The 20996-nt window shown below is 35.9% G+C and carries 15 protein-coding genes; 8 read left to right on the forward strand and 7 right to left on the reverse strand.

All coding sequences use genetic code 11. From position 1 onward, the window contains the following. Positions 1 to 241 precede the first annotated feature (241 nt). The 3 genes from ACN1CN_RS19775 to ACN1CN_RS19785 all read left to right on the forward strand — a co-directional run bounded on the left by ACN1CN_RS19775 (position 242) and on the right by ACN1CN_RS19785 (position 4564). On the forward strand, positions 242 to 1960 hold the full coding sequence (locus ACN1CN_RS19775; RefSeq protein ID WP_419137050.1) for a flavin monoamine oxidase family protein: 1719 nt from the start codon (positions 242 to 244) through the stop codon (positions 1958 to 1960). 1 nt (position 1961) lies between these two features. Further along, positions 1962 to 3722 carry an alpha-keto acid decarboxylase family protein gene (locus tag ACN1CN_RS19780; RefSeq protein ID WP_419137052.1) on the forward strand — a complete coding sequence of 587 codons (1761 nt, stop codon included), beginning with the start codon at positions 1962 to 1964 and terminating at the stop codon, positions 3720 to 3722. Between the two features lie 83 nt (positions 3723 to 3805). Beyond that, a complete protein-coding gene (locus ACN1CN_RS19785) occupies positions 3806 to 4564 on the forward strand; it encodes a class I SAM-dependent methyltransferase (RefSeq protein WP_419137054.1) in 759 nt (252 codons plus the stop codon). Between the two features lie 157 nt (positions 4565 to 4721). Here ACN1CN_RS19785 and ACN1CN_RS19790 read toward each other — a convergent pair whose 3' ends face one another. The 3 genes from ACN1CN_RS19790 to ACN1CN_RS19800 form a co-directional block, all read right to left on the reverse strand. Beyond that, positions 4722 to 5777, reverse strand: coding sequence for a hypothetical protein (locus tag ACN1CN_RS19790; protein WP_419137056.1), 1056 nt, complete (start codon positions 5775 to 5777; stop codon positions 4722 to 4724). Positions 5778 to 5847: 70 nt separating this feature from the next. Continuing rightward, positions 5848 to 6714 carry a helix-turn-helix domain-containing protein gene (locus tag ACN1CN_RS19795; RefSeq protein ID WP_419137058.1) on the reverse strand — a complete coding sequence of 289 codons (867 nt, stop codon included), beginning with the start codon at positions 6712 to 6714 and terminating at the stop codon, positions 5848 to 5850. A 290-nt stretch (positions 6715 to 7004) separates the two neighbouring features. Beyond that, positions 7005 to 9005 (reverse strand): prolyl oligopeptidase family serine peptidase, encoded by a 2001-nt coding sequence (locus ACN1CN_RS19800; protein WP_419137060.1) that lies wholly within the window; start codon positions 9003 to 9005, stop codon positions 7005 to 7007. A 142-nt stretch (positions 9006 to 9147) separates the two neighbouring features. Between ACN1CN_RS19800 and ACN1CN_RS19805 the strand changes: the two genes are divergently transcribed. From ACN1CN_RS19805 to ACN1CN_RS19815, 3 genes are all read left to right on the forward strand, one after another. Next, positions 9148 to 10500, forward strand: a complete 1353-nt coding sequence (locus ACN1CN_RS19805) for a sensor histidine kinase (protein ID WP_419137061.1) — start codon at positions 9148 to 9150, stop codon at positions 10498 to 10500. Beyond that, entirely contained in the window at positions 10490 to 11173 is a 684-nt protein-coding gene (locus ACN1CN_RS19810) for a response regulator transcription factor (protein WP_419137064.1), read from the forward strand. The genes ACN1CN_RS19805 and ACN1CN_RS19810 overlap by 11 nt, the downstream gene beginning before the upstream one ends. A 175-nt stretch (positions 11174 to 11348) precedes the next feature. After that, positions 11349 to 11807 carry a hypothetical protein gene (locus ACN1CN_RS19815; RefSeq protein WP_419137066.1) on the forward strand — a complete coding sequence of 153 codons (459 nt, stop codon included), beginning with the start codon at positions 11349 to 11351 and terminating at the stop codon, positions 11805 to 11807. 113 nt (positions 11808 to 11920) lie between these two features. Here ACN1CN_RS19815 and ACN1CN_RS19820 read toward each other — a convergent pair whose 3' ends face one another. The 4 genes from ACN1CN_RS19820 to ACN1CN_RS19835 all read right to left on the reverse strand — a co-directional run bounded on the left by ACN1CN_RS19820 (position 11921) and on the right by ACN1CN_RS19835 (position 19077). Continuing rightward, positions 11921 to 15505 (reverse strand): M1 family aminopeptidase, encoded by a 3585-nt coding sequence (locus ACN1CN_RS19820; RefSeq protein ID WP_419137068.1) that lies wholly within the window; start codon positions 15503 to 15505, stop codon positions 11921 to 11923. 98 nt (positions 15506 to 15603) lie between these two features. Next, entirely contained in the window at positions 15604 to 16476 is an 873-nt protein-coding gene (locus ACN1CN_RS19825; protein ID WP_264524443.1) for an ABC transporter ATP-binding protein, read from the reverse strand. Positions 16477 to 17042: 566 nt separating this feature from the next. Continuing rightward, positions 17043 to 18110, reverse strand: a complete 1068-nt coding sequence (locus ACN1CN_RS19830) for a proline racemase family protein (protein WP_419137070.1) — start codon at positions 18108 to 18110, stop codon at positions 17043 to 17045. Further along, positions 18103 to 19077, reverse strand: coding sequence for an ornithine cyclodeaminase family protein (locus tag ACN1CN_RS19835; protein WP_419137071.1), 975 nt, complete (start codon positions 19075 to 19077; stop codon positions 18103 to 18105). The genes ACN1CN_RS19830 and ACN1CN_RS19835 overlap by 8 nt, the downstream gene beginning before the upstream one ends. 362 nt (positions 19078 to 19439) lie before the next feature. On the opposite strand from ACN1CN_RS19835, the gene ACN1CN_RS19840 reads away from it, so the two are divergent. Together ACN1CN_RS19840 and ACN1CN_RS19845 are read left to right on the forward strand one after the other, a co-directional pair. Further along, positions 19440 to 19928 carry a MarR family winged helix-turn-helix transcriptional regulator gene (locus ACN1CN_RS19840; RefSeq protein ID WP_419137072.1) on the forward strand — a complete coding sequence of 163 codons (489 nt, stop codon included), beginning with the start codon at positions 19440 to 19442 and terminating at the stop codon, positions 19926 to 19928. Between the two features lie 11 nt (positions 19929 to 19939). Further along, positions 19940 to 20698, forward strand: a complete 759-nt coding sequence (locus tag ACN1CN_RS19845) for a hypothetical protein (RefSeq protein WP_419137074.1) — start codon at positions 19940 to 19942, stop codon at positions 20696 to 20698. Positions 20699 to 20996 lie beyond the last annotated feature (298 nt).

The following is a 20996-nucleotide window of genomic DNA, read 5'->3' on the forward strand; positions in this document are numbered from 1 at the left end:
TTCTTTATAAATCCGTATAAACCTTTTCGGCTGTTACCTGTAATTTGGATTCGAAACTTTATTATGCTGCTTTTTTTTCCCGGTTCAATAATGAAGACTTCTGACCCGGAGAATTAAAAATTCTGAATTCTCGACTATAAAAACAGGTAGAATTACGCTTAAAAATCCAGATTTTACTGAGTTTATTTGTTACAGAATTTCATTCACCAAATGAATAAACCAAAAACTAAACTACCTGATTATGGAAAACTATTTACACGGCTTACTCGACGAAGACAACGACCCTATTATCAAGAAATACTTAGAATACATTGACGAGGGAATCCCGCATACGGGTAAATCGAAAAATGTACTGATCATTGGTGCCGGAATGGCCGGAATGGTAGCCGCAAGTCTTTTAAAACAAGCCGGTCATAAGGTTACGATAGTCGAATCAAACACCCGTGTTGGCGGCAGGATCAAGACTTTCAGGAATTCTAAACACAAAAAATATTTTGAAGACGACAATGTTTATGGCGAAGCCGGTGCGATGCGTATCCCAACCATACACAAGATGGTGCTCAAATACATTGCTAAACTCGGACTCAAAACCGAGCCTTTTTATTATAAGTCTGTCGATAAAGAACAGGCAATCGCCTATCAGGCAGACCCCACTAAACCAGAGCCGGATACTACTCGAAATTCCCTTTTGTACGTCAACCGCAAACGTGTTGTTCAAAATGAATACATCCGAAAAGATGAAGCAAAGGTTGATATAAACAAGCTACTGGGCTTTGATCTGGGGACTAGCGAAAACAGACGTGCCGACGAGTTAATGGCTGATCTCATTAATCCGCTTAAGGCTTTTATTGCCGAAAATCCCAAGAAAAACTGGCCTTTACTGATCGATCGCTATGGAGAATATTCGATGCGTCGTTTCTTAAAGGAAAATTCGATGTATTCAGAGAATGCCATCGAGATGATTGGGGTCTTACAAAATCTGGAGTCCAGAATGGCTTATGATTTTATCCAGAGTTTTATTGAGCAAAATATCATCAAAGATTCTACCACTTTTCTGGAAATTGTTGGTGGAAGCGACTTACTGCCAAATGCCTTCTTTAAAGCGCATCAGCTCGAAGAAAACACCTATTTTGATTGCAGAATGACCAAAATGAAGCTCGTTAACAACAAGGTAAAGATAGAAGTGGATATTGAAGTAGAGCGTGACTTTCAGTTTTATGAAGACGCAGGATTCAAAGCCTTAAAAACACCTGTCGGTGATCTGGAATTTGATGAAGTGATTGTCACCATCCCCTTTTCCGCATTACGACATGTGTACGTAACACCTCAATTCGATCAGCCCAAACGAAAAGCAATCCGCGAACTGCACTACGATTCAGCTACAAAAATATTGCTCGAATTTCGTGAGAAATGGTGGCAGGAAGCACCTTATAATATTGTTGGCGGCGGTACGATTACTGATTTTTCGAATCGTTTTACCTATTATCCAAGCAATGATTTGGGAAGCAAAGGACATGGTCTCATACTGGCATCCTATTGCTGGTCTGACGAAGCAAGTCGCTGGGATTCTATGGATGATGACGACAGGTATTTTTATGCCCTTAAAAACCTGGCCATCATGCACTCTGATGACGAGAAGGAACAGCAGCGCATTATCAACCTTGCCGTAATTACCTCAAGCATCAAGGACTATAAAAAGAAAGGTGGAAAATTAATTGGTGGTGCAACACAAAGCTGGATGCGCGACCCGTATGCTTATGGTGAAGCGGCTATCTTTAATCCCGGACAGTTACAATTATTGCAACGTCACATCATCTCAACCGAATGGGAAGGGAAGGCACATTTTGCCGGAGAGCATACTTCGCTGAAACATGCCTGGATTGAAGGTGCCATCGAGTCCGGAATCCGTACCGCACTCGAAGTCAACGAAAATACCGGTAACCTGAATAACCCTATTTAAGATGTCACAGCAAAAAATAACCGTTGCAAAATACCTGCAGCTACGTCTGGAGCAACTAGGACTCATGCATTTATTTGGCATTGCAGGCAATTATACTGCACCGTTTTTAAATACGATTCACGAAGACAAAAATGCAAAAATTAAAATCGTTAACGACACGAATGAAATAAACGCCGGACATTGCACCGATGCTTATGCACGTCAAAACGGTTTCGCCGCAGTAGCGGTAACCTATGGCGTGGGAGCTTTTACGCTGCTCAATTCGGTTGCAGGTTCGTATGTAGAGCACTGTCCCGTGCTTGTCATTAATGGCGCTCCAACGAACAAAGACCAACAACGAAGCCTCGTTCAGGGCATGCTGGCATCACATATGACGGGTGATATGTACAGCAACATCAATGTGTTTCGAAACGTTACGGTTGCGGCAGAACAAATCACAGGTTCATCGGATGCTCCTTATAAAATTGATGCAGTGCTGAATGCCTGTATTTTATATGGAAGACCCGTTTATCTTGAGGTTTTTGAAGATGCTTGGCGAATGGAATGCGATCCGCCTGCCACTCCATTGGTAGAAAGAGAATCCTCTAAATGTCAAACAAGTGCACGCAAGGCTGCTCAAAGAGTAGCTGCAATGGCACGCGGAAAAGAAATTATTTTCTGGGGTGGTATCGAAATCCAGCGTTACGGTATTCAAGACGAATTCCTTGATCTGATCGAAACTACCGATACCGAATTTGTGACCTCTATACTCGGAAAATCAATCGTATCTGAAAACCATCCGAAGTTTAAAGGTGTGTTTAATGGCAAGGCATCGCCAAAAGATGTCAAGGAACAATTCGAAAAAGCTCAGCTAAAAATTGGTCTTGGCGTATGGACCACAGGTAAAAACCTGGGTGGTTTTGATGTCTGGAAAGAAGATACTGTACTTGCCAATCACAGCGGGGTAAGGATTGGTGCTTCTTATGTGGCCAATGTATCGCTAAGAGACTTTATCCTATTCCTGAAAGAAGAACTTACCAAAGTTACCTTTAGCGCTTACGAAATGTATGCTGCAAAAGAACTGTCGGAATCCTTTTTTCTAGCAGATGACAGCAGTACAAAAAGAGGGAAGCCGGCGCTTACTTATGATACCTTTTTCAAGCGAATCAATACTTTTATAGACGAAAGGCACATAGTGGTTGCCGATGCGGGATTTCCTTTATTGGGTGCCCAGGGCATCCGTATTGCAGAACCTAACGGGTTCGTAGCACAGGCATCATGGCTTTCGATAGGATATTCTGTTCCTGCGGCAACCGGAATAAAATGTGCCAGACCTGATAAAAGACCGGTAGTATTTGTTGGGGACGGTGCTTTTCAGGAAACCTGTCAGGCCATCTCTACACAAAATAAACTGAAACACGACACTATTGTATTTGTTTTGGATAATGGTATTTATGGTATTGAACAAATGCTTGTTAATCCAAATCCGTTTCGTGGTGCAGACAAGGTAGAATACAGCATCCCCGATTTAAACGACGTTTATAATTACAACGAAATGCACCGTTGGAAATATGCAAAACTCGTTGATGTATTTGGAGGAAAAGGTTTTGAAGTCAACACTCTCGACGAACTTGAGGAGGTTTTGAACCAGCTTGAGAGCATTACCGAAAATACCATTGTACATGTAAACATACCTAAGACCTCTATTCCCGAAGCCATTGCTTATAAAACAGAGGAGCCCGGAGAGGATGAATTTCTGGATAAAAACTGGAGTTTATGTTAGGTTTAAAATGGGTTATTTTGTAAAACATTCTATCGGGATAAACAAATTAGCGCCAATTGTAGAACAACAAAGCACAGCAAAAAATGGACATTGTAAAATATAACAAAGCAGCTTGGGACAATTATGTTGACAAAAAAGATCGTTGGACAATTCCCGTTTCCGAACAAGAATTAGAAAATGGAAAAAATGGAAACTGGAATGTTGTTTTGACACCGAAAAAAAGCGTCCCTCACAATTGGTTTCCCAAACTGAAAGGTTTGAAAATTTTAGGACTGGCATCTGGTGGCGGACAACAAGGGCCCATTTTTGCTAGTTTGGGGGCGGAAGTTACTATTTTTGACAATTCTGAAAAACAGTTGCAGCAAGACAAAACTTTAAGCGACAGATTTAACCTTAACATAAAAATAGTTCAGGGAGATATGAAAGATCTTTCTGTATTTGCAGACAATTCGTTTGACCTGATTTTTAACCCTTGTTCAATAGTTTTTGTTGACAATATTTTACCCGTTTGGAAAGAATGTTTCCGGGTTTTAAAACCAAACGGAATTCTAATGACAGGTCTAATCAATCCTATTTCATTCCAAATTGACGAAGAAAGTTTGAAGTTAATTTACAAACAGCCATTTTCAGACCTGCACTCATTGCCGGCTGAAAAATTAGAAGAATTGAAAAAAGATAAGGAGGCTTTGGTATTTGGCCATAGTCTGACCGACCAAATTAATGGGCAATTAGACGCCGGTTTTAGCTTGACCAATCTGTATGAAGACAATTGGGGAGAAGAAAACAAAATAGACGATTTTTTCCCCTCCTTCATAGCAACCAGAGCTGTAAAACGTCTATAATAACAGACGCCACAAGGGTTTATACGTCAGACTAGCTGATGTAAAACCCTTGTGTGCGAAAGTTATTTTTGCATTCTACCTTTTACAAAATGATGATGCCATTCAACTTCTTTGTTGAGATACTTTCTTTATATTCTAAAAACGAACGTTTCAAAACTTATAGATCCTTTTTAAAAAGCCCAGCTTTTAGGTTTGAACCAATTGAACCTTCTGCTAATTGCAGGTAATTGCGTTTACTCTGATCTTTTTCAATTTTTACAGTTCCGGTAGTTTGTACATTTTCCATCTTTAAAAAGTCTGTTGATGTTGCATCGTTACCACTCAATGGACCGCTTCCGTATCCCGCCAGATTGGTATAATCTGCAAAAAGGCAATCTGATGCTTTATACTGGCGCGTGCTTCCTTTTTCTCTTATCCATACCGTACTGCTGTTTGCTATTATGTTATGGTGAAAGTCGAAGTTTTCTCCATTTGTACTTTGTGTAGTCCAGACACCACTGAAATAACAACCATATACCAGTGAATAACGCATGACATTTGGACTGCCGGTGCCTCCGTCGGTTTTCCAAAAAACAACCGGATTTTTGCAGTTGAAAAAAACACAATGATCGATAACCAAACCATAACCATTGGCTATAACCCCAACATGCAAGGGCAATACATCAACATTCCCTGCAAACAGGCATTGGGTAACGAGCAAATCGTCTAAACTTTTTCCATTACGCCATATCGGATAAGAACGACGCAGGTTGTTACCATCCATATAAGAGTAATCCGGACTGCCTGTAAATCGCAGACCTTCAATGGTTACATGACTTACCTCGGGCTGTATGCCTTTTGCTTCTTCCCCTCCCACTCCCGGCAAAAGCGGCACTGCCGTTACTACGACCGGCATTTTTTGAGGAGTCCAGTCGGCGTCGTCAGGCATAACAACCGCACGGATCACAAGACGGTTTTTAAAGCTGTACTTGTCGTTTGTGAATACTACTGTTTCGGTTAGCAGGTGTATCCCTTCTGAAAGAAAGATTGTGGTTGCGCCCTGTTCTTTGTTTGAGTTTACGCGTCTGGCCGCCTCTGCAAGTGTTTTTAAGGGGTGGGTTTTCAATCCGGAATTTGCATCGTGACCCGTCTGAGGATTAACGTATAACTGTTCTGCCTGTAAGCACAATACGCTCGTAAAAAACAATAGGAAACTAAGTGTGAATTTTATCATATTCTTTTTTTTGTAAAATTAGAATATTCTCATCCTGCCAAAATGGTCATTTTATCTTTAAAAAGGTCATTTACATTTTCTTTCGATATTGTTGCGGTGTAGTCCCCGTAAATTTTTTAAAGAAGCGGTTAAAATTAGATGGGTCTGAAAATCCAAACTCATACGAAATCTCTTTTACCGATTTGTTCTGACAAAGTTGTTTCTTTATTTCTGAAACTAGCTTGTAGTGAATCATTTGCTGAGCTGATAATCCGCTAAATTGCTTGCAAATTTTATTAAGAAATCCCGAATTTACATTAAGCATTTTTGAATAGGCTTCCGTACTATGGTGGTCTGCAAATTTCTTTTCCAATAAAGATCGAAATCTATAAAAATCTAAATGCACATAAGTATCTCTTTGAACATTGTGAACCTCTGCATAATATCGATTGAGAAGGACCAGCAATTGATATAGAAGTGATCGAATCAAATGACTGCTATCGTTCTGAAGCTGCCCAAACTCCTGTTCAATTCCATATAACAATTCGAGACATTTTTTAAATGACGTCACGGATAACTGCATCTCGGTTGGACGTGAATATTGATGGAAATATTGAAAGCGATATAAAAATAGTTCATCCGAGAAAAAAAGATGAAGAAAGTCTTTTTCAAAGAAAAGGGTATAACCTCTTACCTCCTTCTCAATCTCCCAACAACGCACTTGTCCCGGACTTGTAAAAATAATAGTTCGCGGGTTTATTAAGATCTTATTTTCGTTTAGTGTAATAGTACCCGCTCCCTCTTCGATGAAAATAACTTCATAAAAACTAAGTTGGTGTAACGTATTGTCTAAAACATAATTATCCAATGTTTCGATACGCCCAATATCCAACAACAATTCAGAGCCATACTTGTATGGAAGAAAATGATACGTCTTGATTTTGGGTACTACTGTCATTCCTTATATAATTTCCTGTTGTTTTGCAGCCGAGCTAAAAATATAACTTTTCATGGTTAAAGACAATACCTTTTTTGATGCAAAACCTTAAGACTACTTTTTTCTGCTTTTTCAATCCTTTCAAAAACTCCTAAAACAAAAAACCTGTGAATCCAAAGACTCACAGGTTTTTACTTTATGGCAGTTATGCAATTTTTAAAATCAAACAACTCTGCGTGACAGCATCGTGGCGCATTTGGATACCCCCTGAATTCCTGCAACTATTTTTTTATATTAGGAATGACGATGCTTTATTTATTGAAGTTTTCAGCAAAAAAACCTAACATGCATTTATAAAGTTCAATTCTGTTTTTTTCTTTTTTAAACCCATGTCCTTCGTCATATTTTACCATATAAGGCGTTTCAAATCCTTTGCTTCTAAGCGCTTTCACAATTTGATCCGATTCATTAATGTTGACCCTCGGATCGTTTGCACCCTGAACAACAAATAATGGTTTTTTAATTTTATCTGTTTGAAATACCGGTGATACTTCTTTCGCTATTTTTGCTTCTTCCGGATCATCTAAATTATACCATATTTCTTTAACCTGTTCTCTTAAAGGTTTCCAATATTCAGGGAACGAGTCAAAAAAGGTAAAGATATTTGAAACTCCAACATAATCTACCCCACAAACGTATAAATCGGGAGTTTTAATAAGTCCCATTAAGGTAGCGTAACCCCCATGACTTCCACCATAAATGGCTATTTTACCTTTATCGACCCAGCCTTGCTCAATTACATATTTTACCCCATCTTCAACATCATCCATTACTTTTCGCCCAATTTGTTTATAACCAATTTCCTGGAATTTTTTTCCATAACCTCCAGAAATTCTAAAGTTAACTTGTAAGGTCGCATAACCTCTACTTGCAAATAATTGGGCCTCCTTATTATATCCCCAAGTATCTCTTATTCCTTGTGGACCACCATGTGGATTAACAATAAGCGGGACCTTTTCACCATTAAGTGCCGATTTTGGCAAGGTAATATATCCATATATCGTCAAACCATCTCTACTAGTGAATTGTATTGGACGCATTTCTGCCATATCTTCTTCTTTCAACTGCGGCATTAGGTCGTACAATAGTTTTATTTTTGTTGTTGCAACATCGTATGTATAATACCTCCCAAACAATTTATCACTGTTTACCAGTATTAAAAATGTTTTTTCATTTTTATCATGTGAAACTACTGAGAATTCTTTATCGCTAAACTCTTTTTTCAAATTGTTGTACATCTTTGTATAAAACTTACTTATAGGAATTATTTCATGCTTAATTCCTTCGTAACCAACAAAATCAAGTTCATAATTTCGTTTTTTTCCTCCTATGCCCATTTCACTTAAATCAAATATAGGATTGCTATAGATCTCTTTTATAATGCTATTTTTTTTAAGATCATATAAAACAATTCTTGTCTTGTCACTGTTAAGATTTGTAGAAACATAGACTTCATCTTTATTAGCAGAATTATAATTAAATTTTATAATATTAAAATTGCTTTTCCAATCTGTTTCTTTCACAAGATTAAACTTGTTTGAATCTAAATCTTTGTAATACAATTGATCGACAACTCCATCTTTCAACTTGTAATATCCCCTTATATTACCGTCTCTGTCGAAAATATAGCTGCTGATAGGATCTTTAAGATCCTTGTTTTCCATCAGCAGTGTTAACTCTCCGGTTTTATAGTTAATTTTAAATGGTTCGTTAATTTGTTTATTGTTTTTGTTCATTACAACAATTACATAATCCGAATCCTTCAGCATCTCAAAATGGCTCACCTTAACACCATCAAAAGGGGTGATATCCTTAACAGTTCCGTTTTTAATGTCTGCCACATTCACGTGCATATTTTCATCTCCGCCTTTATCTTTGAAAAAATAAAGATGCTCATTATCAAACCAGTCATAAGAATGAATTAATTCATCCTTTTCTTCAATTACACGGGACACTTTCTCCGTTTTTAAATTTTTTACATAAATATGATTTTTACCATCCTTATCTCTTTCTTTATAAGATAGAAATTTTCCATCAGGCGAAATTTTAAACGCAGATGCTTTGGGGTTTGCAAAATAATCTTCTACCTGGTATTTAAAACTACCCTTATCAAAAGCAGTAATTTTTTGAAGCTCAGTTTTTGAAGAGGGCAACTCTGGATTGCCGCGAACTGTTTCGGTATTGTTTTGGGCATTCATTGCTGCCACTATAAGCAAAATGCCAATCGAGAAAATTTTTGATTTTAGTATCATGTTTTACATATTTTATTGCGCAAATTTCAGCATACTTTAAACCATAATGGGTTATCACAGGGTTACATAATGTTAAATAGTGTTAACCGATTTTATTTAGCCTGTTTTAGTCCGTAATTTTATACCTCATCAAATACAAATTATGCGAAGTTTCTTTTTCCGTTTCGACAAATACTTACTTGTTCTGACAATAGTAATTGTTTTAGCCTTTCAATGGTATTGGCTGCAAAACAGTTATCTCAATAAAAAAACGGAGATTCTTGAACAGACAAAGCTAGAAATACGACAAGTTTTAGTAAATCAGTTTGTGAATAATTTATCCTTAAATCCGAAAATAGATTCTCTCTTAAATCACGTAAAAATAGATTATGACAAAATAACTCAATCTCAGTCAGGTGCTACAGTATTAACTACAACCCCCTATAAAGGAGAGAAGTTTCAGGAAGTAAGTAAAAAAATATTGCTCTCGTACAATAAAGCAGATAGTCTGATTTACCATTCATTGAAAAAATTACATCCCGAGTTATTCAGCGAAAATGGAGTAACCATCTACCGACAAAACAGTAAAGAAACCACGACGTATCCTAAAAACCGTACTATTCAGAATAAAAATACCACAGAACCTGTCGCTAGTCTTATTATGAAAGAAAACATCACTTTCAGGGCTCATATAGACAACCTTTCCAGTATTATCATTTCGCAAATATGGAAATCCATCGCTTTTTCAATATTCTATATAATTCTTTTTATAGGTACTATAAGTTTGTTTATCCATAACATTACAATCAATCGAAAGCTTCTTAAAAACAAGGAAATCTTCACGCAAAATATGACTCACGAGCTTAAAATTCCTATTTCGACTATAATGGTTGCCACAGATGGGCTTGTAAAATATGATATTGCGAGTGAGCCTGAAGCAGCAAAAAAGTATGCGGGTATTATTCAACGAGCTGCGACCCAACTATACTCTCTGGTTGAAACGATTCTGCAACATGCAAAAGCGGACAGCAACTATCAAAAACAAATCCTCAGCCAGGTCAATTTAGTAACTTTGATCGAAGAAGTAGTCGAAACAATATCAGGTATTATCCTGAAAAATGAAGCTAAAATTATATTCAATGGAGTTCCTGAAAAAATAAATTTAAAAGGAAACTCCGATCAGTTGAAACAAATTTTTCTAAACCTGATCGATAACTCATTAAAATATTCAGACAAAGCGCCAATTATTATGATTTCTGCGAAACAAATTCAAAATAGAGTTTTAATCTACATTAAAGACAATGGAATAGGGATTCCGGATAAGTATGCAGAAGAAATTTTTGAGCCCTATTTTCGAATCTCCGAAAACGACCTCCATGATAGAAAAGGCTTTGGTCTTGGACTTAGCTTTGCCAGAAATTCATTAAAAAATCAGGGAGGATCCATTAAAGTAATAAAATCTCATCTTGAAACTGGTACATTAATTGAAATCAATATGCCTTCTTATGAATCGTAAACCTAAAATATTATATATTGAGGATGATCCGAATTTGGGCGAAATTACAACTGATATGCTCTTGCGGGCAGGCTTTAAAGTACAGTGGGTAACTAACGGTGAAGAAGGTTTAGAAGCACTTAACAATCAAATTTTTGATATTGCTGTTGCCGATATTATGATGCCAAAGTTAGATGGATACACTTTCATAAAAATGCTTCGCGAAAAAGGGAATCAAATGCCAATTATACTTCTTTCGGCTAGAGTTTTAACCGAAGATGTCTTAAAAGGTTTTGAAATAGGAGCTGACGATTACGTAAGGAAACCGTTCAGTATAGAGGAATTGATTGCGAGAGTAAACAGATTATTAAAAGATAAATCTTCTCAAACAAATGAAAATAATTTTCAATTGGGCGATTACAAGTACAATCACCACAATTATGAATTAAATTATAATGGCAAATCAATTTATTTATCTTCAAGATCGGGACAAATTCTTTATCAATTTTTAACAAATAAAGACGGTATCCTTTCCAGAAAAGAAGTGCTTCTGGATCTTTGGGGTGATGATAGTTTTTTCAACGGAAGAAGTTTAGATGTTTTTATTTCAAAACTGCGACGTCATCTTGCCGCTGATTCCAGAATTTCGATCATAAACATGAGAGGAGTTGGCTATCGCTTAATCATTGTCTAATTGCCCTTTAAACAAATGTTCGGATGGAGTGCCTTGTACCGAAGAAGAGCACTAAATAAACAAACGTAGTAAATTTATTATCAAGGCTTTATAGCAAAAATGTTTCAATCAATTAATTTTAGGTTCGATTTTTGTTTTACCTTAGATTCTTAATAATTTAATACTATTTAAAATTATGAAATCACTAAAATACTTCTTTATCGCAATGACATTCATTGCTGTAAGCTCTTTACAGGCACAGGTATCTGTTAATGTAAATATTGGAACACCTCCAGCATGGGGTCCGGCGGGTTATACGGATGTTCGTTACTATTATTTACCGGATCTCGAAATGTACTACGACATCAATGCATCCAATTACATTTACATCAGTAATGGAAAATGGATCAGAGCCAGAAATCTTCCGCGAAACTATAGAAATTATGACCTTTATAATGAATACAAAGTGGTACTAACCGATTACAGAGGCAATTCTCCTTATGATAATTATAAAACTCATAAAGTAAAATACGGTAAGGGGTACAAAGGAAAACCACAAAAAACTATCGGTCAAAAACCCGGTAAAGGAAACAATAAAGAATATAAAGAGAATGGACATGGACATGGAAAAGGGCATGGAAATGGTAAACATTAAAACGCAAAAAAGGGGGTACTTATGAAGTTCCCCCTTTTTTCATACAAGTAATTATTCTCTTTTAAACTTCTGCTAAATGTAAAAGTGAATGTTCTGGAAATGCAGCTAAAGAATTAATCTTCTGCTTTCTTCAAATTGTCGTCCGGAACTCTATCAATCAAATAGTTGTAGGGATCGATACCTGCTTCAAAAGGTTTTTCTTTAGTCTTGAAAACATAAACATTGTTCTTTTTTGTTATTTTCAGTCTTTTGTAAACCAAAACCTTACCCAAACCTGAACCGTCTTTTGGTTCTGCAAAAACGGCAATATCGATATAGTCCGCAACAGGAATTTGAGTTTCTTTTCCTAATGCATCCGATCTGAATTTTTCGGAAGTCGTTTTTAAAGTGATTTCATACTGAGAACCTACTTTTTTGTATTTGGCTTCCAGCATTCGGTTCGAAAATAATGTAATGTTTTCAAACATATCAGAAATCAAATACTGCAAACTATCCGGAGTTACTTTTCGTAATTCATTTACTACGCCTATCGAAGTTGGAAATGGCGGGTTTTTATACGCATAGGTGTCAACCAAATTTTTCAAAGCCTGATTTACCTTTTTCTCCCCAATCATTTCTTTTAAATAATACATGACTACACTTGCTTTTTGATAGTGAATGTACTGTTGGTGCTCGGTTTTCATTAAAGACTGCTCTCCTTCAAGCTCAGAACTACGGCCTCTTAAATAACCATCCATTTCATATTTCAGGAATTTTTTCATTTTGTCCTTTCCATATTCTTTTTCCATGACCATCAAAGCAGAATATTGGGCAAAACCTTCACTAAACATTTCACTTCCCTGCATATTGGCACCACAAACCTGATGTGCCCAGTACTGATGTGCCATCTCGTGCGCTGTAACATAATAAACCTGGTCAATATCATCTTTCTTTACATCACGTAAATCAGTAATAAAACCGATACCTTCGCTAAAAGGCATAGTGCCCGGGAAAGCCTGTGCAAAACTTTGATATCTTGGAAACTCAATAATTCTGCATTGTTTATGGTAATAGGGCCCGAAGTTTTTAGTATAATATTCCAATGATTTCTGCATACTTTTTAGCATATTCGGAACATTATAGGCGTGTTCTTTGTCGTAATAAACTTCCAGATCTATGCCATTCCATTTTTTACGGGCTATCTCATATTTTCCAGAAACAAAAGAATAAAAATTCAATGATTTTTGATCCAATTTGTAATTGAAATACTTTCTTCCATTTGCTTCCCAGGTTTTCAGCAATGATCCCGGAGCAATAGCCGTTTGATCTGGCGATGTGCTTATCGTAGTATTCACCTCAACCCAGTCCGAATCATTTCCAAGGTACGAATTGGCCCTGGCCGAAAGATTACTCTCGTCCAATTTTGGCATTCGCTCTCTCTTTGGTAATTTCAGTTTGATTCGTTTGTTTTTATCTGAAATCTCCATGCCATTATTGTATCCCAAAGATGGTAAAATATCTGAATTATTGAAGAAGGTCCCGTTTTGGGTCAGTTGTGTAAAACTAACTTCGTTTTCGAATCCTTTTGTCAATTTCCATAAATCGATATTAATTTTGATGGAATCATTCGGCAATAAAGGTTTGTTTAATTGATAAATCTGATAATTTAAGCGGGAATCATTTAATTTCAATTTTGCTCCGGCAATATTCATTTTTAAACTATCAGATAGTTCCGGCATCGTAAAATGGAGTTCTTTTATCGCTACATTAGATTTGTTTTTTGCCCAGGCTTCTATCTTTGCCGTCATATTTCGTTCTTCGGGCACAAGATCAATAGTATAATTGAATTTATAAAAACGTGGCTGTACTAAATTTTCGAATTTTTTATACTTTTTCTCATAATCCACCTGCTTGTTCTCTTGCTCTTTTGAAGAATCGTAAGTGTTTAAGACTTTGGTATTATAATAAACAAAACTACTGCAAAGTGCAAATGCAACTAAGGTGATGGCTATAGAAATCTTATTTTCTGCAAATTGTTTTTTAGCATTTACCCATCTGTATTTAAATTGCTGTTCTTTACCACGAATGTAAAATGCGTTAATGACAAAACACAAGATCAAACAAAACAACGTCCAGTATACATTAAACCAAATGGTAGAGGAAACAAAAGGACCAAACCCATTCATGTCCGAGTAAGTAATGGCTGGTATGTTGCCAAAATTCAACATATTGCTATTGATTTCGAGTACTCCCCAAATGAAACTATTTACGATAACTAAAGTGACGAAAGCAAAATAGGCAATATATCGGTTGTTGATTAAATAATGAAATAACAAGGAAATCACCGCCATAAAAGAATAGCCCAACAATGACACTACCATTATTGATTTTAGATAAACATCCAATTTGTAATTGTAATATCCATAAGCTGTTTGTGACACAATCCCCACGATTATCGTTAAAGCAAAAACAATGGCTAAAGCAATAATGAGGGCCACCAATTTAGAGGAGAATAAAACACCCGTTTTGATAGGTGTAGCATCTTGAATTTCATTGATTTTGGCATCACGTTCTTTCCAAACTAAAACACCAGTATAAAAAGTAATAAATCCAATCATAAAAATGCTAAAAGCCCCTTTTATAGTATCGATTACATCATAAGTTACAGGATACTGAGCAGTTCCGTAGCGACCTGTAAAACTCGTAAGACTTGCAATCAGATTAATCATTCCAATGGCAACAATAATAATAAAGGTTGGGTTTTTGATGATGGATTTAGTTTCAAATTTCACTAAACTCCAAAAAGTACTTATCGAAAAGACATTGGCTTTTGTTGTTTCGAATACTCTGTTTGAAACAACGACCGGAGCTTCAACTACTTTTGATTTTTTAGTCTCTTTACTCTTTTCTTTTTTAGCATTAAAAGAAAATTTAAAATAAACTGCCACTAAAATAACCAAACTAATTCCTATCCAAATCAAACGATTGGTCAATAAATCGCCATGTAAGGAGACTGCACTTAGATTTTTTTCAGCAACAGTGGCATATTTGGTCATAATCTTAAAAGGACGAAGTCCAAAAGGATCAAGCAAATTGGCTAGCCATTCTTTCTGAATATCTTTGGTAAATCCGGAGGAGACAGCATAGAATACCAAAATAAGCATAGCTCCTATGAAAGACACTATATTACTTCTGAAAATAATCGCTAAAGCAAATAGTAATACCCCTGAGATAATCACATTTGGAATCCCAAAAACCAATAGTCCCTGTAGGTGTCCGGACCAAATGATTTCGCCAAATCTTTCCGCGGGACACATATCAAAAATGGGCGCTAATACCGGAACTATCAGGGCACCTAAAGAAATTCCAAGTAAAGGAATTACTGAAACGATCGCTGCTCCAATGAATTTTCCGAAATAATAGTCCCTTTTTTTGATTGGGGAGGAGAATATAAACTGATACATTCCACTTTGAAAATCACGGTTGGCCGTAGCATTCATAAAGGCTGTAGTCATCAGTAAACAAATCACCGAAAGTATGCCATAGAATTGTTCTACTACAAAAGGTGCGTTTTTGTTTATGTTACCGATGCTTTGGCCAACGGTAACCTGCTCAGATCCAACCGCAAAAAAAACGATCAGGGTATTAATGAATAAAAAGATCCATATCATTGGTGTCTGCAACCAATATTTTAATTCGTATCGTATAAATTTCCACATAATTTTTTATTTAAAAAGAGCTAAGAGATTGACGTATTTAATACCGAGGTTTTATCACTATAAGTTTCTAAAACCTTAGCAGTTCAGTCTCTTTTTTCTTAAACTAATTCGTTTAATTTCGCAAAAAACACATCTTCGAGATTTTCCTCAGCCGGAATGAATCCGTTATTCAAATGAGTATTCGAAAAAACGTGAATCAAAGGTTGTCCACCCACTAATTTATTCGAGATTACTTTATAGTCTTTTTGATATTCAGGCAATTCCAGTTTGGTTACTTTTTTCTCCCAAACTTTACTTTTCACTTGCAGTAAAGCATCATCAGTATTACCGCTAAACAACACTTTCCCCTGGTTCATAATCGCCATTTCTGTACAAAGCTCACGAACATCCTGAACAATATGAGTGGAAAGGATAACCACGGTGTTCTCTCCTATTTCACTCAAAATATTATAAAAACGATTTCTTTCACCAGGATCCAATCCTGCAGTCGGTTCATCTACAATAACCAATTGCGGGTTTCCGATTAAACATTGTGCAATTCCAAAACGCTGGCGCATCCCTCCACTGTAACTGCCCACAGCATTTTTTCGATGTTCCCAAAGATTGACTTTAACTAGTAATTGTTCTATGATTTGTTTACGGTCTGATTTTTTATCAAATCCTTTCAGCAGAGCTAAATGATCCAAAAGTTCTACTGCTGACGTTCTCGGATATACGCCAAATTCTTGTGGCAAATAACCCAAAACTTTACGAACCGCTTCTTTGTTGTTCAAAACGTCAATATCTCCAAGGGTTACTGAACCACTGTCGACATCCTGCAAAGTCGCAAGTGTTCTCATCAAAGAAGATTTTCCGGCACCGTTTGGTCCAAGTAACCCAAACATTCCTTTTTTAATATGAAGCGAAACATCGTTCAATGCATGCACGCCATTACTGTACTTTTTGTCCAGGTTTTTAATGATTAATTCCATTTTGTATTGGTCTTTTAATTAGTTGATAATAAACACATCAGACGATGGTTCTATTTATTTGTTACAGCATTACTTTTTATTAGAGATAAATGCCGTTTCCTTTCTTTATTCCAATCGGAATACTCTTTTGTTTACTATTCCATAGATTTTGCGCCGATCCTGAGTCATTTTGGTACCTCGCGATGGCTTCTGCTTCTTGTAATTTTGTAATTTTTTTGGAATAAATATAATTACAAGTGAGAATCATTATAGATAAATTGTAATAAGTGGGTGGTATAATGTAATAAGTGGTTACACATCCCCGATCCTCTCTATCCAGCTAAATTATGTGTCCAATATTTTAGAACTTTTTTTGCTGCCTTTTTTTATTACACCTTAAAAAGAAAAGGGCATTCTCCGAAATTGATCACTTGAGTTTCGTGACAAAATCGTAGCGTATTAAGTAGAAATTTAAAAAAGGAATGCAGGAAATATGAGGGTTTCAGGCTTGAGGTTCGAATCCTGTTTTTTCCAAATAAAAAAGTCCTGAAATACTTCAGGACTTTCTTTTATTCTAAATCAATTCATTATCTCAGTATAAAGCCATTCTTCATAGGATCTTTTGGATCTATTAAAAACGTATTTACTCCTGTTACAAAAGCTGTTCCTTCAACCTGGGGAATTACAGCCTTGAAGGGGCCAAATTTTTCTTCCCTGACAAGTGATCCTGTAAACGTACTTCCTGTTATACTTTCTATCGTAATAAACTCTTTTAAATTTATGGCGTTTCTCGCTTTTTCAATCGCAATTCTTCCCGAAACACCTGAACCTGTTGGAGAACGATCGACTTCTCCATCAGCAAAAACACAAACATTTCGACTGTGATTAGCGCTATTCAGTGGTTCATCGATAAAAATAGTTCCGTATAAAAAACTCAGATCCTTTTCAAACGGATGATGAATTTCGGTATCATGATTCATTACGGCATGTTTTATAGCAACTCCATTTTGAATAATGGCGCGGTAATTTTCCTCGGTTAATCCAAAATTCAAATGCGTATTTTTTCTCAAATCAACATAAGCATAAAAAGCACCGCCATAAGCCAAATCATAAACAACGTCGCCAATACCCGGAACATTTACAATACGATCTAAACCTACAGCAAAACTTGGTACACAATGAAACCTTACTCCTGTTACCTCGCCCTTTAACACGGTAACAAACGAAAAAATTCGGCCACAGGGAGCGTCTATTTTCAATTCATTCTCACCTTCTTTTACGGTTATCCAATTCATTTTTGCCGCCAGTGTGCTTATCGCAATAATAGCATGTCCACACATACTGCTGTATCCTTCATTGTGCATAAACAAAATACCAAAATCTGCATCCTCATCATTTGGCGGTAGCAAAATACAACCGTACATATCAGCATGACCGCGAGGCTCAAACATCAATGCTGTTCTTAAATAATCGTAGTTTTCTTTTATATCTCTTCGGTATTCTAAAACAGTATTTCCTTGAAGTTTTGGAAAACCGGAAACAATTACACGCAAAGGCTCCCCGCCTGTATGCATATCAATTGTTTTAATCTGCAGTACAGTATCGTCTGCTTTATAAGTCGTATTGTTACAAATATTTTGGTAGGTATCAGACATTTTTTTGTGTTTTTAAATTATACGCTTCATAAAAATATCCCGCTGCAACAAGGTCTTCTAAAGCATGTCCAACGGATTTAAAGTAGGTGATTTCGGTATCAGAAGTTCTGCCTGATTTTGTATTGCTGCACAGTTCAAACAAATCTGCTTTAATAGTTTCTTTTGTAATAATTCCATTGGTGAGCGGAATCAAAATATCGCCGCTTTCCTTTAGCCCGCCCTGATACGTATCAAGAAACAGGCTTGATTTTAAAACTGCTTCATCATCTGCCTCCCGCATATCTTTTTTATACGCCCCAACAAGATCCAAATGCTGTCCTTCTTTCAGCCATTTCCCAAAAACAAGCGGAACAGGTGATAACGTTGCCGAGGAAATAATAGCAACCTGAGAAATAACTTCTTCAATAGTTGAAACTGGTTTGCAGCTAAACGAAGAATTCTGCAGTGCATCACAAACCAATTGTGCTTTTTCTATAGTTCGTCCCCAAACATAAACCTCTTTTATAGGCCTTACGCTTGCATGTGCCTGAATTAAATTAATAGCCAATGCTCCTGTGCCAATCATTAGCATAGACGAGGCATCTTTTTGCGAAAGATAACTACTAGCCAAAGCAGACGTTGCTGCAGTACGCTTAGCAGTTAGTGATTTTGCATCAAGAATTGCCTTTATATTTCCTTTGTGCCCGTCTAAATAAATATAAGTTCCCTGAATGGAAGGCAGATCATAGTTACCGTTATTCGGACTTACCGTAACTATTTTTACTCCTAAATCTTTACCTGCCTGAAACGCCGGCATAAGCAACAGTGTCGAATCTTTGCCTTCTTCCGGATTAGAATAATCATGATGATGGCGCATAGGCACTTTGATCGCCGAGGTCGAAAACCCGGCCCGAAGTCTTTCTATAAGTTCTTTAAAATTACATTTTTCTTCAATGAAATGATCTGAAATAAGTTGTATTGGTTTCATGTATGGTGTTGAAATTTTATTAAAAATAGAAGTTTATTCTATCATAATACTATTTCACCTTTAATCAGATAACATATACCAATTTAAGGTTAATATAATACAGATTATTAAAAGATAATTAGACACATAATCTATAACAAGAGAAGATTTCATTGCTATAAAATGCAAATACTTTATACCAGGCTTTACTTTATTTATACAAAACAGTTGAATTTAGGTTTGAGTACGCAGGAAAACTTCCTTAACAAATACCGTTTTTAACTATCAATTGTATTTTTCTTATTTAATTTTCAAAAATACATAGTCAACTATATAGTTATAAATATATTTTTAATTACTTTAGCATAAAATACTAAAAAAAGATGAGTTCAGATTTTTTAAAAGATTTAGGATACAAAGCACTAGATTCGAGAATGAAAAGAATCAGCGATAAAATATCTTATAGTGTAAAAAAATTCTACAAAGAAAATAACATTGAAATTGAACCGCATTGGTATCTGATTTTTATGCTTTTAAGAGATAAAGGAAGGTTATCCATTGCTGAAATAGCGGATAGTCTGGGATACTCTCACCCCACTTTGGTTATGACCGTAAAAAATATGAGTTCAAAAGATTATTTAATAGTAGAAAAAGATCTGCAAGACAAAAGAAAACAAATGGTTTCCCTATCTGAAAAATCAATTAATTCCCTTCCTTCATTTGAACTTATATGGAATAGTTGTGAGGCTACAATCTTAAATATTTTGGACAATGATCTGGGTATTTTTAAACACTTGGACAACATCGATGAAGCTTTAGATAAAACCACATTTTACTACAGATTTAAACAAGAATATTCCAAACAACTTTAAAAAGACAAAAGATGAAACCTATACTAATCATTATATTATCAGTGTTTTTCTTTTCAGGGTACGCGAAAGAAACTAAAATTATTGTCAGAGCTAAAGCAAAGGATGCGAAATTTATTGGCAGTTCTTTGGGCGGTGCTTACGTGATTATAAGAAATAAAACCAATAACGCTATACTGGCAGAAGGAAAAACAAGCGGAAGCACAGGAAACACCGATTTAATCATGAAGTTTCCAAAAGAAAGAAATGCTGTGATTACAGACAACGCAACAGCAAAATTCATGGCTGTTATTGATATTGATGAACCCACATTTGTGAGTATTCAAGTATATTCTCCTTACAATAATAAACAGGCACAAACCGTGGCCAGTACTGAAATTTGGTTAATTCCGGGCAAAGACATTTTAGGTGATGGAGTCATTTTAGAGATTCCCGGATTTATTATTGATATTTTAAACCCCAAGACTCATCAGTATATCGCTTTAAAATCAATAAACGACAAACCTTTTCAAATACAGGCCAATATTGTCATGATGTGCGGCTGTGTCATTGAAAAAGGTGGTATTTGGGATTCAGATAAAATCGAAACAAAAGCAATTATTACTAAAGATGAAAAACTTATCGATGAAATTAATTTAAAGTTGGTTTCAACTAATTTACTGGAAGGAGTTTTTTTGATTTCACAACCCGGAAATTATCAAATAACTGTTTACGCTTATGATTCTAAAACGGGAAATACAGGTATTGACAAAATAAATTATGTTGTGTTTTAACTAAAACAATATAGGGTTCTTGTGTCAGCTGGAAAATTAAATAAATACGTATAATTTGTTCTTATCTCCAATGTTAATCAATTAATCTTAAAACTCTAATTTTCTAAATATTTTAAATAGAAAAATGCTTTTTCTGAATTCATGTCACAACTATAAACAAAAAACTGCCTCACTGGAAAAACCGGTCAATTTGACCACCTAATTCCGGAGTAAATTGACCACCCGTTCCGGAGCAAACTGACCACCTGATTCCGGAGCAAATTGACCACCAGGTTTTGTGGTTAATTAACGATTAAAA

The sequence above is a fragment of the Flavobacterium sp. T12S277 genome, assembly GCF_048514875.1.
Lineage (GTDB): Bacteria > Bacteroidota > Bacteroidia > Flavobacteriales > Flavobacteriaceae > Flavobacterium.